We start from the raw sequence: 16,408 nt of genomic DNA, 5'->3' as shown, positions 1-16,408 counted from the left end.
AGCTATTGCTGCGCTTGTTTCGAGTCCATTATATCTTTGGATATTTTTAGAAAACCAATGCCTTAAAAGTGTAAAATTAAAATGGATACACGCATTTTTAGGCACTTTTTTAGAACCAAATTTTAAGATTAAATAAACAATCTTCTAAAAAATAAAAATTATATTTGAAAAAAAATTTACTATTTATGAATTTCAAATCAAAAAATCCTTTTTTAAATAACAAATCTTTTTCGGCCACAACAGCTGCCCCAAAAGAACAAGTGCATCAAGCTACTGTTATCGATTACAATCAAGAGATGACCTTATCTGGAACCATCAATAAAACAGTGCTGTTATTTTTGTTACTTATAGCCTCAGCCATGGTTATTTGGTGGATGGCCTTTAACGGAATGAATCCGATAGTTCCTGCCATAGGAGGCGCAGTGGTTGGATTATTATTAGTTGTTGTTGCCGCTTTTAAACCCCAATATTCGGGCTATTTAGCTCCTGGATATGCCTTATTTGAAGGATTATTTATAGGAGGAATTTCGGCCATATTTGAAGCCCGTTATCCCGGCATAGTAATCCAAGCCGTAGGAGCAACCTTTGTTACCTTTGGAGTGTGTTTGGGTCTGTACCGATTTAAGATTGTAAAGGTAACGGAACAATTTAAATCTGTAGTAGTAGCCGCTACATTAGCCATAGCAACCTATTACCTTATTTCTTGGGTGGTTTCTATGTTTACTAGTTTTCAACCTGTGCATTATGGCAACTCCATGATGAGCATCGGAATTAGTGTTTTTGTAATTATTATTGCTGCTCTGAATTTGTTTTTGGACTTTGATAGAATTGAAAAAGGAGTGGCCGAGAAAATGCCAAAATACATGGAATGGTTTGGCGCTATGGGCCTTATGATCACCTTAGTATGGCTATATATTGAGTTTTTGAGACTGCTCTCTAAACTCTCTAGCAAGGACTAAACCTTTTAAAACAAACTACAACAAAAGCTTTTCGGTAAACGGAAAGCTTTTTTTATGCCGTTTTCTCAAAAGCTATAAAATGAGACAAAAAACCCTTTTTGTTAAAAATTGGAAAGCCTTTGATGATACAATAATAAGGATCACCATTTTTTTTGTAATTCAGTACCTTTTTTTCAAAAGGAAGCTGCTTTTGGATGGCTATTTTGATTTCTTTTGAAGTTTCTATGCAAGTATCTTTGCCCTGAAACATTCTTGGGGTTTTACCTACAACTTCCTCGGCTTTGTAGCCGTTCATTTTGACCATGTTTTGAGACGAAAAAACAATCTTTAGAGCAGGATCTGTTACCACTATTACGTCTTCATAGAGAGCTTTTTTTAATTCCCAGTTTGCCGATTCCCACTTGAAGGTTGCCGCAATTTGATCTATTTTTTGGGTGTCTAAATTTGCATTCCTTAACTGCTGCAATACGGTACCATAAAAATTCCAAGAGAATAAGGGTGTAGCATTTAGATGGAACTCTTGATGGAACTTGGCTACTCCGTTATCATAATCCTTAAGATGTATCATTGTAATTAAATTTTATTCAAATATAAATTTTAAAAAAAATAAAAATACCAAAAAATACTCTTTTAACTTTTGTTGAAGTTCGTATTAATACGAAAACGGAAATTGAAGTTGTACAACAACGGCTTTTTTATTCTCGGTATTCAAATTACTCATCGCAATACCCAACAACCGAACCGAATTTTTCATGCGCTCTTGATAAAGCAACTCTTTGACAGTTTCTAAAATCAGCCCTTTGTCTGCTATAAAATAAGCCAGGGTTTTGCTTCGTGTTTGTTGGGCAAAATCACTATATTTTATTTTTAAGGTGATGGTTTTGCCGGATATATGGTTGTTTTTGAGTCTTCTTTCTAAAGTTGCTGCTAGTATTTCTAATTGTTCTAACATAAAAATCTCGGATGTTAGATTGGTATCAAAGGTGTGTTCGGCCGCTACCGATTTTGAAATTCTATTGGGTTTTACCGGACTATTATGCACGCCTCGGACTACATGGTAATAATAAGTGCCCGATTTACCGAAGTGTTTTTCTAAAAATGCTATGGATTTGCTTTTTAACTCTAGGCCTGTAAAAATGCCTAGTTGGTACATCTTTTGGGTGGTGACTTTTCCTACTCCGTAAAATTTACGAATGGGTAGGTTTTCTAAAAAAGCAATCACTTGGTCTGGATTTACTGTTTTTTGTCCGTTGGGTTTGTGGTAATCACTGGCAATTTTGGCTACAAATTTATTGACCGATATGCCTGCCGAGGCGGTTAATCCTACTTCGTTAAAAATGCGTGTTCGGATTTCTTGCGCCAATAAACTGGCACTGCTATTGCCTTTTTTGTTTTGGGTAACGTCTAAATAGGCTTCGTCTAGGGAGAGGGGTTCTACTAAATCGGTGTATTCTTGGAATATTTTATGGATTTTTTTTGAGATTTCTTTATATCTCTCAAATCTTGGGGGCACAAATATAAGTTCTGGACAGTTTTTTTTGGCCATTATGCCGCTTATGGCACTATGTACACCAAATTTTCTGGCTTCGTAACTAGCTGCTGCCACTACGCCTCTGTTCTCGGAGCCGCCTACTGCTATGGGTTTGCCTCTCAAGGAGGGGTTGTCCATTTGTTCCACTGCCGCATAAAAGGCGTCCATGTCTATGTGTATTATTTTTCGGTTGGTAGCGGCAGTATCCATGGGGCAAATTTAAAGTCCTTTTGGCTAAAATGAAATGCTAATGCTGTTAAATTATTTTAATACATTTGAACGTATTTGTAGCCCAGATGGAAACGGCATCCTTTTTATGATTGCTGCGAGGAACAAGCAGGAATTATAAAAAGATATAGTGTACAGCTGGAAATAGCTCCTTAAAAAAAAAGAAATGATGGTAGAAATAGAACGTAAATTTTTGGTAAACTCAGCGGCTTTTAAAGAGCTGGCCTATGCTGAAAAAAGAATCAAACAGGGGTATTTGAGTTCGGTTCCGGAAAGAACCGTTAGGGTGCGCATTAAAGACAATCGGGGGTTTTTGACCATCAAGGGCGCCTCTAGTGCTAGTGGCATGTCTCGGTTTGAATGGGAAAAGGAAATTGCAATTCTGGAGGCGGAAAGCCTTTTATTGCTTTGTGAAAAAGGCATTATTGACAAAACCCGTTATGAAGTGAATTTTGGTGGCCATCTCTTTGAAATTGATGTGTTTTATGGCCTCAATGACGGTTTGGTTGTTGCCGAAATTGAACTCCAATCTGAGTTGGAACACTTTGAAAAGCCGTTGTGGCTGGGCAAAGAGGTGACCAACGATGCTCGGTATTACAATGCGTATTTGAGCAACAATCCTTTTGGGTCTTGGTGAGCTATGGTTTTGAAAACACCTCTATGGTTACGGTCATTACTCCTATGGCTTTGTTTTTGGCAATTTCCATAAACGCCCTTTTGGATAGGTCAATTTCTCTTGATTTTACAAAGGGACCTCGGTCATTTACCTCTACCACTACTGCTTTGCCATTGGCTTGATTGGTTATTTTTAATTTGGTGCCAAACGGAAATTTTTTATGGGCTGCGGTATATTTTCGCATGTCAAAAGGAACGCCACTTGCGGTTTTCTTTCCATGAAATTTATCGGCATAGTAGGATGCGTGTGCATCAGTTTTATAAGGACTTAGACTGCCCCATTTTTCGGCTAGGGTATCTTTGGCGGGTTCTGACGGGGCAACCACTACAACTTTGTTTTTTTTGAGGGTGTCTTTGGCGGTAAGTGCTTTTTGTAGGGTGGTCTTTGGTTTGTTGGCTAGAGTATTTTGACTGTTTGCTACGCTAATAAGGGCCATTAAAAAAAATAGGGTAAATAATCTTTTCATGTTTTATTTATATTTCTGTTCTACAATTTACAAAAACCATACCTAGATAAAAAAAGCCCTGTAAAAAGGGCTTTAAAGTAGTTTTAGAACCACATACTCCAGGGGATCATTTTTAAAATAAGTAGTAATCCTAGGGTGTAAAAAATGGCAAATATTTTAAATTTGGCATGACTGCTTGTGAGTTTTTTGTGCTTAGACCATGCAATGGTTATTAACGTTATGGCAATAATATTGGTTAATGGATGTTCTAATGAGGTTAAACGAAGGGCTTTGTCTGTCATGTTGCCTAAGGCAGAAAAACCTAGTGGAGAAACAAAATATAGAATTAAACCAAGTAACAACTGGGTGTGGGTACCGATAAGGGCAAATATTGCGATTTTTCTGTCTTTGGGAGTAAATTCTTTTTTGGAGAAAAACCCTATCAGTGCGTTAATCACTGCAATAACTAGCATTATAAGCGCTAAGTAAGCCCAACCGGAGTGGAACTGTTGAATAAATTGGTACATATATTAATTAATTTTTTAAAAACAAATATAAGTAAAAAAGGAATAAAAAAAACCCTTATTTGGTAGCAAATAAGGGTTTTGTTACTAATTTAGTATAATTATTTATTTAAATAATACTTTAGCAAAGCTGTTGTGGAGCTATCCTGAGCACTTACTTTTTGGGTAGTGATTTCTTCTAGAATGGTATTGGCCAATTGCTTGCCTAATTCTACGCCCCATTGATCAAAGCTAAAAATATTCCAAATTATTCCTTGCACAAAAATTTTATGCTCATATAACGCCAAGAGTGCTCCTAGTGTTTTAGGGGTCAACTTCTCTATCAATAGTGCATTGGTGGGTTTGTTGCCCTGAAATGTTTTAAAGGCTGTTATAAATTTTATCTCCTCGGCTGTCATTCCTTGTTGTTGGCATTCTGCTTGCACTTGTTCTGCTGCTTTGCCTTGCATTAAGGCTTGAGTTTGGGCAAAAAAGTTAGCCATTAGCTTGTCATGATGTTCTGTGTTTCCGTACAAAGGCGTTTTAAATCCAATAAAATCTGAAGGAATTAGTTTGGTACCTTGGTGTAGTAACTGAAAAAAAGCGTGTTGTGCATTGGTGCCTGGCTCCCCCCAAATAATGGTTCCGGTTTGGTAGTTTACTGTTTTGCAGTCTCTACCTACACTTTTGCCGTTACTCTCCATAATGCCTTGTTGCAAATAGGGCGCTAGTTTTTGTAAATACTGCGTGTACGGAATGATTGCTTCGGTTTGGGCTCCAAAAAAATTATTGTACCAAATACTCAATAAAGCCAGAATTACTGGCATGTTTTGATCCAAATCGGTGGTTTTAAAATGGGTGTCCATCTCATTGGCTCCACGCAATAAATCTTCAAAATTTTTATACCCTACGGCCAAACTAACGCTAAGACCAACGGCACTCCAGAGCGAAAAACGACCACCAACCCAATCCCACATTGGAAAAACATTGTCTGGATGGATACCAAATTCTGTTGTTTTTGGAATATTGGTAGACACTGCAACAAAATGTTTGGCTACATCTTCTTGCTTTGCAGTCTGTAAAAACCATTTCTTGATGGTTTGGGCATTTGTGAGGGTTTCTTGGGTGGTAAATGTTTTAGATACTAGTACAAAAAGAGTTGTTTCGGGATGGATCTTTTTTATAATTTCATGGACATGATCTCCATCTATATTGGATACAAAATGAATATTCAGATGGTTTCTGTAATACCCTAAAGCCTCTACTGCCATGGCAGGTCCCAGATCCGATCCTCCAATACCTATATTTACCACATCTGTAAAGGCTTTGTGCGTATAGCCTTTTTGGTTGCCTGATATAACCTGATGACTAAATGCTTTTATTTTGTCTTTTACTTCATAAACTGCTGGAACAATATTGGTACCATCTACATTTATGACGTCTGTTTTTTGGGCTCTTAGAGCAGTATGAAGCACGGCTCTATTTTCGGTTTTATTGATTGGCTCTCCAGCAAAGTAGTCTTTAATGGCGTTTTTGAGATCTAATTCTGAGGCTAGATCCAGTAGCAAAGACATGGTTTTGGTACTGATTCTGTTTTTGGAATAGTCTAACAAAAAATCATTCCATTTTATACCGAATTTTTCGGCTCTATCAGGATCTTGTTGGAACATTTCTTGCATGGTTGTATTTTGAATTAGTTCAAAATGCTCCCTAAGCTTAGCCCAAGATGCGGTTGTTGTAGGATTAATTGTTTGTAAGGCCATTTGTTTTAGTTCAAGTTTGTAATACGGGTAAAAATACTCAAATATGTTTTTAATTTATAGATTCTTTATAATATGGCCTGAATTTAACATTCTTGCCTCTATTTTGTGTAAACTAAAAAAGACTTTAAAGTTATGTTTTACATCTCTTTAAAGTCTTTTTTTAAATTTTAGTTAACGCAATGTTTCATTATAAATCCGCAATGCTATCCAACTCCAACTTAAGCGGGGCTATCTTTTGCATAAAGCGGACTTTGTTGTTTCCGTTCATGGGTTCTCCGTTGGGTAAGTTTAATTTTAAAGCATCGACTTGTTTTCCGTTTTTCCAGAATCGATAACAAACATGTGGCCCTGTTGCTAGTCCTGTACTGCCTACTCGACCTATAACGTCGCCTTGGTTGACATGCTGCCCTTGCCGGACTAGTATTTTAGACATGTGCAAATATTGTGTAGAATAGGTGCCATTGTGTTTGACCTTTACGTAGTTTCCGTTTCCGGCTGTGTATCCTGTTTTTTCTACTACTCCCGAGGCTGTTGTGGTAATTGGGGTTCCTGTAGGGGCGGCATAATCGGTTCCTTTGTGGGCCTTCCATCTTTTTTGTACCGGATGGAATCTATTCATTGTAAACCTTGAGGTTAGCCTGCTAAATTTGATTGGTGTTTTTAGAAAAAAGTTACGCAATGTTTTGCCTTCTTCGTCATAGTATTCTACTTTTCCGGTTGTGGGATTGGCTACAAACGGAAAGGCATAAACCAGTTTGCCTTTGTATTCAAAAAACGAAGCTTCGAGATTGTCTACACCATCATAGATGGAATCGTTGATAAACTTTTCGGTAAAGGTAATGCCGTAACGGTCTCCTTTTTTTAATTTAAAAAAATCAATAGACCAAGAGTATATTTTAGTGATCCGATTGGCAAGTGCGGCTTCGACACCTGCGTTTTCTAGGGTTTCAGACAAAGAGCCCTTTAGAACACCTCCTATGGTACGCCTTCTAAGGGTTATTGGTCTGGTTTTTTTGTGGGCAACTATGATGGAATCTCGCAAATCAAAAATATAGTAGCTCAATGCGTCTGGTTGGTAGACAAATAATTGTAATTTGTTTTTTTTGTCCTTAGAACGCAATAAGGTATAGGCTCTATTGGGTTTAATGATCCGGACATCAAAGGTGTCTTTTACGCTTTGTACAATTTGGTATACTTTTCTGTCGCCTATGTTTTGCTTGTTTATTATGGTTCCAAAGGTATCTCCCTTTTGGACGGTATCTTGCAGTACGTTAAAGTCTGAAAAATTAAATCCAAAATCCGAGTTTTTGGCTACGATTCTACCTTTTGCAAGAGGTTGGTCTTCCTCTAATTTATCTTCGGATTTAGTACAAGAAAGCATTGTTACTAATGCCACGATAACTATTACTACTTGCTTCAAACTGTATTTCTTTATTTTTTAATTTGATTTGTTTTTTTCTGTTCCCCAATTTTTTAATTCTTCGGTACTCCATAATTCTGGAAAAAAGATTCTTCTTTGGTATTTTGGGTGCATGTATTTTTTCCAATCGCTTCCTCCGGTGGCTTCACCATCTCCTTGCCCGCTATTTTCGATGTATTTTATGGCTACGTTTAGGTGCTGCATAACCCATTTGATATTAACTGTATGGTCCAAATGGCGCATGGCTTGGATTAGTTCTGGATTGTTCTGATCGGACTTTGGTAGTTGTTGGTATTTTTGCCAAATATTCATGGATTTGTATTGCTCCATGTGTCTTAAAAAAACGTGCTTGTACTTGCGTTCAAATTCTTGTAATAAAAAAGATTTTTCGCCCGTTTGGTAATTTTTGCCCGCAGCTTGCCAGTACAAATGTTCAAAAGCATCTTCGCAAGACGGGTTTGGATCCATTTTTTCTCTAAAACGATAATCTATCAAATTGATCAAATTGGTAGATGAAAATTCAATCAACCTATATTGTGCACTTTGAAATCCGCTAGCAGGGGTTAAGGTATTTCTAAATTTCATGTATTGTGTTACGTCCATTCCTTCTTCCATGATAACAAAAGAGGTGGTTAACATATCAAAATACCTGCTTATGCGCATTAACCTTTCGGTAAAAAAGGCCGCACGAATGTTCTGTGCCTCTCCTATTTGTTGGATTTCCCATAGAATCATCTTAAAAATCAATTCATTTACTTGGTGGTAAAGAATGAAGACCATTTCGTCCGGAAGCACCGTTCTTTGGGTTTGCAAACTCAATAATGCATCTGTCTGGATGTAATCCCAGTAATTTATTGGTTTGGCCCAAAGTAATCCTTCTAATTGGGTGGTAGTGCTTTGATTTATAGCATCGTATTTTAGTTCAATTTCTTTTAAAATAGCTTCTCTATCTTCGGTACTATTCATTATTAGTGTGTTTTAAACGGATTGTTTAATCCTTTATAAGCATCTAGGTCGGCTTTTAATGACCCTATTGCTAGATCGGCTTTTATCCTTACTGGCAATCTGTTGTGGTCATCTGAAATCCAAACCGTTAGACTTTCTTTTTCTTTAAATACCCGTCCAGATTGCACTAGTGGCTTAAAAATCATTGCTGGTACAACGCCAAATTTAGTGGTAATATTTTCACGACCCACAAATTTTAACTTAAATTTTGTGGTTTCGTCATCAAAAAACATGTTAATACTTATGGAGTCTCCTGTTTTGATTTTATTAATTTCGGGATGGTTTCTTAAATAATAAAACGAGGATAAAATATCTTGTGTGTTTTGGGGTATGGCAACCGTTTTTTGGTTGTTGTTTTTATAATCTTTAACCAGTACTTGGTTGGTGGCGGTATTAAAAAATCCTTCTTGGTTTTTTTTATACCCTCCTTCATTGATGTTTCTAACAAAACGATACGGGATTCCGGTTTCTTTGTCTATATAACTTTCGTACAAATCTTCTACTTTAAAGAAAAAACGAGACATACCGGTGGTATATCCTTTTCCAATAACGTGAAATACTTTTTTGTTGCTTATTTTACTCTCTTTGACCTCTAGGGTAGCGTATCCTGCGTTTACAAATCCGTAATGAATACGAAACTTAAACCACTCTCCAACAGCATAGGCATCTGGTGTACGGCTATCAAAACTTACGGTCATTAGTAGCAACAGTAATGGAAGAATCTTTTTCATGGCTTACTTTTTTTATTTATTTAAAAATAAAACTGCAAATTTTGTTCCAAATATATTAAAACAAAAAAACTCAGTCAAATTATGACTGAGTTTTTATGCTATTAACTAACCAAAAAAAATATAAATTATGAAGTTTATATCACTTAGAAGGAAACCACCCCCTCTATTTTGCGTGTGCAAAGGTAGTTAAGAGATGTGTATTTATTTAACTAAAAATTAATTTTAACATTACCGATGTAATAAAAACAGTAGTGAATAGTTATTTTTTTGTATCCTATAAAAAAAAGTGTTTTTTATAACGTTCCTCTCAATTGCTGCTCTCTTTCTATGGATTCAAACAGGGCTTTAAAGTTGCCTGCACCAAAGCCCTTGGCACCCATTCTTTGTATGATTTCAAAAAATAAGGTAGGTCTGTCTTGTACGGGTTTCGTAAATATTTGCAATAAATAGCCTTCTTCGTCTGCATCGACCATGATGGCTAATTGTTCTATTTCTTGCAGGTCTTCTTTCATCATTTTCATGTGTTCTCCTAAGCGTTCTGGAATTGCTTGGTAATACGTTGCTGGGGGCGCAGACAAAAACGTTACGCCTCTTGCTTTGAGTTTTTTTACGGTGGCAATAATGTCATCTGTGGCAATAGCGATGTGTTGTATGCCGGGTCCTCCATAGAAGTCTAAGTACTCTTCAATCTGGGATTTTTTCTTTCCTTTGGCGGGCTCGTTGATTGGAAATTTGATGCGCCCGTTTCCGTTGGACATTACTTTACTCATTAGGGCCGAATATTCGGTGGTGATTTGTTTGTCATCAAAGGAAAGGAAGTTGACAAAACCCATTACTTCTTCGTAGAATTTTACCCAAGTATTCATTTGGTTCCAGCCTACGTTGCCCACTATATGGTCTATGTATTTTAGTCCGGTTGGTTCTGGGTTGTAGTCGGATTGCCAGGGTTGGTAGCCTGGCAAGAAAACGCCATGGTAATTTTTGCGTTCTACAAAAATATGCACGGTTTCGCCGTAGGTATATATACCCGAGCGCACTACTTCTCCGTGTTGGTCTTTTTCGATGGTGGGTTCTAGGAAAGATCTGGCGCCACGTTGGATGGTTTCGTGGTAGGCGCTGGTGGCGTCTTCTACCCATAGGGCGGCTACTTTTACGCCGTCTCCGTGTTTTTTTAGATGTTCGTGAATGGGGGAGTCTGGGGTTAATGGGGTGGTGAGTACGATGCGGATTTTGTCTTGTTTTAGAACATAGGAGGTTCTGTCTTTGACTCCGGTTTCTAATCCGGCGTAGGCTAAGGATTGGTATCCAAAAGCGGTTTTGTAATAATGGGCGGATTGTTTGGCGTTTCCGACATAAAATTCTAGGTAATCGGTGCCTAGCAAGGGTAAAAAGTCTTGGGCGCCTTGGAATATTTTTTCTAGTCCGTAGTCTACGGATTGTATTTCTTTTGCCATTTTGTGTGTGTTTTAGGGTTCTGTTGTTTACTTGTAAATAACAGTGGTGTTTTTTGAATTTGGATTTTTAGCCCTGATGGGAGCGGCATCCTTTATGTTTTTTCTTTAAAAACATAAAGATATAGCGTACAGCAGGAAATAGCTCCTCTCTGGAATGATGTGCAATTGGGCTATTCTACCCAGGATTTGTAGTATTGCCCATCTTCTAGATTCATGGCTTCTTGGGTTACCATAAGTGGCTTAAAGGTGTCTACCATTACGGCTAGTTCTTGGGTTTGTGTTTGGCCTATGCTGCGCTCCATGGCTCCGGGGGCGGGACCGTGTGGGATGCCTTTGGGGTGCAGGGTGATGTGTCCTTGTTCTATGTTATTGCGGCTCATGAAGTCTCCGTCTACGTAGTACAGTACTTCGTCGCTGTCTATATTGCTGTGGTTGTAGGGTGCAGCAATGGCTTTGGGGTGGTAATCGTAGAGTCTTGGAACGAAGGAGCAGACTACAAAGTTGGCTGTTTCAAAGGTTTGGTGCACTGGTGGTGGTTGGTGTACTCGGCCGGTTATGGGTTCAAAATTATGGATGCTTAGTCCGTACGGATAGTTATAGCCGTCCCAGCCTACTACATCAAAGGGATGGGTGGCGTAGAGTAGCTCGTGAAGCATGCCTTGTTTTTTGATTTTGATTACAAAATCGCCTTTTTGGTCGTGTGTTTCGAGCTCTGTGGGGAGTATAAAATCGCGTTCGCAAAAGGGGGCGTGCTCTAGGTGTTGTCCAGACTCGTTTTTGTAGCGTTTTGGGGTATAAAATGGGGCGGTGGATTCTACATAAAAGAGGCGGTTGTCTGGGGTGTCTAGCTCTATTTGGTAGATGATTCCGCGCGGAATAATCAGGTAGTCTCCTGCCTTGAAACGCAGGTTGCCTAACATGGTGCGGAGCTTTCCTTGTCCGCGATGGATAAAGAGCATCTCGTCTGCATCGGCGTTTTTATAAAAATATTCGGTTAGGGATTTTTGGGGTGCTGCCAAGCCTATGATGCAATCGGAATTGACTAACATGGCTTTTCGGCTTTGCAAAAAATCTTCTTGTGGTCGTAATTCAAATCCTTTTAGGAGTAGGGATTGTATGTTTTTGGCTATGGCTATTTTGGGTTCTACGCTATAGGATGTAAGTATTTCTTTTACTTGCGTGGGTCTGTGCAAGTGGTAAGACAATGAGGCGTGTCCATGAAAACCTTCGGTGCCAAACAATTGTTCGTAATAAAAACTACCGTCTGGTTTGGTGAACTGGGTGTGTCTTTTGTCTGGAAAATTTCCTAATTTATGATATAATGGCATCTTTTTGTTGTTTTAAAACGTTACAAAATAAAACCGAATATGGTGGTTTCGGTAGTGTTTTCTAAATCAAAAAAACAGTGGTTTATTCTGGATTTCTCTTGATTAAGAATTGTAAGTATGCTAATAAACCCATCCATTGTGTTTTCATGGCAATCCGTGTTTAAGTTGGTGTGCGCTATAACCTATTAAAATCTAAATCCAATACTAAACCAGGTGTAGTTTTTGGAGTTTTGTGGTGACCAGGAGTGTTTTATTTCTATAGGGCCAATGGCGGTATCTAGTCCGTATCCTAATGCGTATCCGGAGTATTTGGGTATGGAAATCCACTCTATGGTTTCGAATATATCTTGCCCTAAATTAGCGAAATTTGCCGAAAAATTAACATGGTTGTTTTTAATTATTTCATAATCTACTGTTGCGGTAGATTTTATATAGCTATTGCCGGCAATACTCAAAAAATCATATCCATAAAAAGGACGGAAATTATTTAGTGTTTTGTAACCGTAACCTCCCAAAACAAAATTAAAAAAAGGAACGCTTTGGTTCCCAAAAGAAAAGCCTGCATCAGACTGTATCTTGATAGTGGCATTTTTAAAGAGTGTGGCGGCAACACCAAAATCTGCCTTGGCGATAGTAAAGGGTTGAAAATACTTGGTGTAGTCTGAGGATAACAAATAGGATTTGGCGTCTGCTAAAAAGTACCAGCCTCTTTTTGGAAAATCTTTGTCGTCAAAAGAGTCGTATTTCATGTATCCAAATGCACTTAAATAACTGCTTTTGTCTATTATTGGGTTGCTATTGCCTAGTGTTGCAGAGTTGATCTTGAGGTAACTGTATTCTAAACCGCCTCCTATCAAAAATTTTTGAACAAACAAGGACTGAAAATACACTTGGCTCATAAATTCGGAATAATCTACATTTATGGATTTAACGCCTACTTCAAAAAACTCTAAATCGCTTAATTCTTTGGCTACATTGCGGTTAAACTGATTGAATGCGGATTTGACACCAAAGCTTAAGTTGTAGCCATTTTCAATATAATAATTTAAATCGTACCGAAAATTATCTCCTAAAATTACATCAATACTGGTTATATCATTCTTGAAAAATGTTTTTTTACGGGTTAGGTTTACTAAAACACCGCTTTTGAACAAGCCATCATAATGCAAGCCAAATTTAAGATAGGATTTGGTTTGGTTTTCTTTTAAGTCCAAATTTAAATTATCGGAGGTGTTGTTTGCGTCTAAAGAATAATTAATAACACTAAAATTTCGAGTAGCATTGATATTATTTACTCCCCGTTCTAATTGTTTGTAGCTTATCTTGGTGTTGGGCTTAAATCGTAATTTACCCAAAACATAGTCTTTGGTAAAATTATCTAAAGGGCTGATATTTATTTCCTTAATATCTAAACTATCTTTATTGATAACCATTTTTGGCTTTGTGTACGGAACTTGGCTTTGGGCCAGCAACCGTATTTTGTCATAAACGGCAAAGGTGGCGTCTTCTCCTTTTTTGATAATCTCATTGCCTTTATCAAAAGAAATAACACCATAATCTTTAATATCTGGCTTGATATAGATATCTGTTTTTAGTACGTTTTCCTTCATTTTTTCGATGGAGTGTAGGTTGGTTATTTGTACTAAAATTTTGGTGGCGTCTTTGAGCGAATTTCGAGTCAATAAACCATCTTGTACGTCTACTCCTATGATGATATCTGCTCCTAGTTTTCGGACTTCTTCAATGGGATAGTTATTGGTAACTCCGCCGTCTACAAGTAGTTGTCCTTCTATCTCCACTGGCGAGAACAAAGACGGGAAGGCGGCACTCGCAATTATTGCTTGGGCTAGATTGCCTCTATTGAGGATAACGGCTTTTCCGGTTTCTATATCGGTCCCGATACATAAAAAAGGAATTGGAAGCTGGTTAAAGTCTCTAATGTGCCGGACATTTTTTGTTAACTTACTAATTAAATTAAAATTATACATGCCTTTAGATAGCGCCTCGGGTATGCCTACTTTAAATTTGGTAAATGGCAGTACTAATGCATAGAGTTCGTCGTTTCTTTTTTCGTAAAAATTTTTGGAAGATCGGGGTATAAAATCACTAATCAATTCATCAAAATTAGTAACCTGTAGTACCGAATCAATCTGTGAAGCCGTGTATCCCGAAGCATACAAACCTCCTATTACGGCTCCCATACTAGTGCCTCCTATATAATCAATTTTAATCCCAGCATCTTCTAACACTTTCAAAACGCCTATATGTGCAAATCCTTTGGCGCCTCCTCCACTCAAAACCAAGCCCACCTTTGGCCTATTTTGCTCTTGAGAAAAAAGGGGCAAACAAAACAATAGAACTAGTATTAAAAGGGCATGCTTTTTCATGATTACGGCTAATTTAGAAATCCCAATGCCATGGTATTAATGGCATTGTTTTATTCGTTGGTTACTGTTTTGTAAAAGTCGACAATTTTTTTTGCTTTTGAGACTCCTATTACTGCCGTTATTTCGTTTTGGGTGGCTAATTTTAATCTTTTAACACTTTTAAAGTGCTGTAGGAGTGTAAACATGGTTTTTTCGCCAATTCCCGGAATTGATTCTATCGAAGATTGTAGTGCTTCTTTGCTTCGTTTGTCTCTGTGATGTGTAATTCCAAAACGGTGTGCTTCGTTTCGTAATTGCTGGAGTACTTTTAGGGTTTCGGATTTTTTATCTAAGTATAGTGGAACAGAATCTCCAGGATAGAACAATTCTTCCAGTCTTTTTGCAATTCCAATAATACTGATTTTGCCTCGTAGCTCCAAAGCGTCTAAACTTTTAAGCGCCGCAGACAACTGCCCTTTGCCTCCATCTATTAAGATTAATTGAGGAAGGGACTGTTTTTCGTCCAGCAAGCGTTTGTATCTTCTGTAAACGACTTCGGTCATAGAGGCAAAATCATCCGGCCCCTCTACGGTTTTTATATTAAAATGGCGGTAGTCTTTTTTGCTGGGCTTGCCGTCTTTAAACACTACACAAGCAGCTACAGGATTGGTCCCCTGAATATTGGAATTATCAAAACACTCTATATGTCTGGGCTCTAAAGGCAATCGCAGGTCTTTTTGCATTTGCGCCATAATTCTATTGGTATGGCGGTCTGGATCTACTATTTGCAATTGTTTTAGCTGTTCTATTCTATAAAATTTTGCATTGCGGATGGATAAATCCAAAATGTGTTTTTTGTCTCCTAACTGCGGAACGGTTATCTTGAGATTCTCGCCTAGATCGATCTTAAAAGGGACAATAATTTCGGTAGAGAGCAACTGGAATCGTTCTCTGAGTTCAATAATGGCTAAGGTGATTAATTCTTCATCCGTTTCTTCTAGTTTTTTCTTAATTTCCATGGTATGGGACCGTATAATAGCACCATGAGAAATTTGCAAAAAATTGACATAAGCCGCAGCCTGATCCGATATTATCGAAAAAACATCTATATTGGTGATTTTGGGGTTTACAATGGTAGAGCGAGACTGGTAGTTCTCTAGTATGGTTATTTTATCTTTAATTTTTTGGGCTTCTTCAAAATGCAACTCTTGTGCCAAATGCATCATGATACTTTTAAAATCTTTCATGCTTTCTTTAAAATTCCCTTTAAGTATTTCTCGGATTGCATCTACTTGTTTTTGGTAGTTCTCTAAGCTTTCTAGCCCTTCACAAGGCCCTTTGCAATTGCCAATATGGTATTCTAAACATACCTTAAATTTGCCAGCAGCAATGTTAGAGGGGCTTAAATCATAGTTGCAAGTCCGTAATGGATACAGTTCTTTTATTAGTTCTAAAATGGTGTTAACGGTCTTAAAACTGGTATAAGGTCCAAAGTATTCTGAACCATCTTTCACCATCCTGCGGGTAGAAAAAATACGCGAAAAAGGCTCTTTTTTGATGCAAATCCAAGGATAACTCTTGTCATCACGGAGCAAAACATTATACCTCGGTTGCAGGGTTTTGATCAAATTGTTTTCTAACAAAAGAGCGTCCGTTTCGGTAGGGACTACAATATGTTGGATAGAAACAATTTTTTTGACCAGAACATTTGTCTTGGCAGTATCGTGTACTTTGTTAAAATAAGAAGCTACTCGTTTCTTTAAATTTTTGGCTTTTCCTACATATAAAATCTTGCCGTCTTTATCATAATATTGGTATACCCCAGGACTATCTGGCAAGGTTTGTATCTGGAGCTCAAGAGTGGGTTTTTGCATGGTTTTGGTTTCAAAAAAGACTTTATGTAGCTCTTTTTGCAGTAGCGAAGAGAGCTTGCTAAATAAAAGCCTGATTTTATTTTCAAATTTACGAATTCAAAATAATTATTTCTATTTTTAGACTT

The 16,408-nt window shown here is 37.6% G+C and carries 14 protein-coding genes; 2 read left to right on the top strand and 12 right to left on the bottom strand.

Annotated features, from left to right (window positions below):
• Window positions 1-185: 185 nt before the first annotated feature.
• On the top strand, window positions 186-959 hold the full coding sequence (locus LB076_RS04025) for a Bax inhibitor-1/YccA family protein (RefSeq protein ID WP_066333174.1): 774 nt from the start codon (window positions 186-188) through the stop codon (window positions 957-959).
• 52 nt (window positions 960-1,011) lie between these two features.
• On the opposite strand, the gene LB076_RS04020 is transcribed toward LB076_RS04025, so the two are convergent.
• The gene (locus tag LB076_RS04020; RefSeq protein ID WP_066333171.1) at window positions 1,012-1,527 is read right to left on the bottom strand and encodes a PAS domain-containing protein; all 516 of its coding nucleotides are present in this window, start codon (window positions 1,525-1,527) and stop codon (window positions 1,012-1,014) included.
• Window positions 1,528-1,611: 84 nt separating this feature from the next.
• Window positions 1,612-2,700, bottom strand: coding sequence for a DNA polymerase IV (gene dinB, locus LB076_RS04015; RefSeq protein ID WP_066333168.1), 1,089 nt, complete (start codon window positions 2,698-2,700; stop codon window positions 1,612-1,614).
• 187 nt (window positions 2,701-2,887) lie between these two features.
• On the opposite strand from dinB, the gene LB076_RS04010 reads away from it, so the two are divergent.
• Window positions 2,888-3,355 (top strand): CYTH domain-containing protein, encoded by a 468-nt coding sequence (locus LB076_RS04010; protein WP_066333414.1) that lies wholly within the window; start codon window positions 2,888-2,890, stop codon window positions 3,353-3,355.
• 1 nt (window position 3,356) lies between these two features.
• Here the strand turns inward: LB076_RS04010 and LB076_RS04005 are convergent, their stop codons facing one another.
• The 10 genes from LB076_RS04005 to uvrC all read right to left on the bottom strand — a co-directional run bounded on the left by LB076_RS04005 (window position 3,357) and on the right by uvrC (window position 16,283).
• A complete protein-coding gene (locus LB076_RS04005) occupies window positions 3,357-3,860 on the bottom strand; it encodes a septal ring lytic transglycosylase RlpA family protein (protein ID WP_066333165.1) in 504 nt (167 codons plus the stop codon).
• Window positions 3,861-3,943: 83 nt separating this feature from the next.
• Complete coding sequence (locus tag LB076_RS04000) at window positions 3,944-4,366, bottom strand: hypothetical protein (RefSeq protein WP_066333163.1); 423 nt, start codon at window positions 4,364-4,366, stop codon at window positions 3,944-3,946.
• A gap of 98 nt (window positions 4,367-4,464) precedes the next feature.
• Window positions 4,465-6,105 (bottom strand): glucose-6-phosphate isomerase, encoded by a 1,641-nt coding sequence (gene pgi, locus LB076_RS03995; protein ID WP_066333162.1) that lies wholly within the window; start codon window positions 6,103-6,105, stop codon window positions 4,465-4,467.
• 187 nt (window positions 6,106-6,292) lie between these two features.
• Window positions 6,293-7,525 carry a peptidoglycan DD-metalloendopeptidase family protein gene (locus LB076_RS03990; RefSeq protein WP_066333159.1) on the bottom strand — a complete coding sequence of 411 codons (1,233 nt, stop codon included), beginning with the start codon at window positions 7,523-7,525 and terminating at the stop codon, window positions 6,293-6,295.
• A gap of 18 nt (window positions 7,526-7,543) precedes the next feature.
• Window positions 7,544-8,491, bottom strand: coding sequence for a tryptophan 2,3-dioxygenase family protein (locus LB076_RS03985; RefSeq protein WP_066333157.1), 948 nt, complete (start codon window positions 8,489-8,491; stop codon window positions 7,544-7,546).
• A gap of 2 nt (window positions 8,492-8,493) precedes the next feature.
• On the bottom strand, window positions 8,494-9,261 hold the full coding sequence (locus LB076_RS03980; protein WP_066333154.1) for a DUF3108 domain-containing protein: 768 nt from the start codon (window positions 9,259-9,261) through the stop codon (window positions 8,494-8,496).
• A 293-nt stretch (window positions 9,262-9,554) separates the two neighbouring features.
• Window positions 9,555-10,715 (bottom strand): 4-hydroxyphenylpyruvate dioxygenase, encoded by a 1,161-nt coding sequence (gene hppD, locus LB076_RS03975; RefSeq protein ID WP_066333151.1) that lies wholly within the window; start codon window positions 10,713-10,715, stop codon window positions 9,555-9,557.
• 170 nt (window positions 10,716-10,885) lie between these two features.
• On the bottom strand, window positions 10,886-12,043 hold the full coding sequence (locus LB076_RS03970; protein WP_066333149.1) for a homogentisate 1,2-dioxygenase: 1,158 nt from the start codon (window positions 12,041-12,043) through the stop codon (window positions 10,886-10,888).
• Window positions 12,044-12,228: 185 nt separating this feature from the next.
• Window positions 12,229-14,430, bottom strand: coding sequence for a patatin-like phospholipase family protein (locus LB076_RS03965; RefSeq protein ID WP_066333147.1), 2,202 nt, complete (start codon window positions 14,428-14,430; stop codon window positions 12,229-12,231).
• A gap of 50 nt (window positions 14,431-14,480) precedes the next feature.
• Window positions 14,481-16,283 carry an excinuclease ABC subunit UvrC gene (gene uvrC / locus LB076_RS03960; protein WP_066333144.1) on the bottom strand — a complete coding sequence of 601 codons (1,803 nt, stop codon included), beginning with the start codon at window positions 16,281-16,283 and terminating at the stop codon, window positions 14,481-14,483.
• Window positions 16,284-16,408: the final 125 nt, after the last annotated feature.

The organism is Flavobacterium crassostreae (genome assembly GCF_001831475.1).
In the GTDB taxonomy this organism is placed as follows: domain Bacteria; phylum Bacteroidota; class Bacteroidia; order Flavobacteriales; family Flavobacteriaceae; genus Flavobacterium; species Flavobacterium crassostreae.
This window is presented reverse-complemented; position numbering and strand designations above follow the sequence as displayed.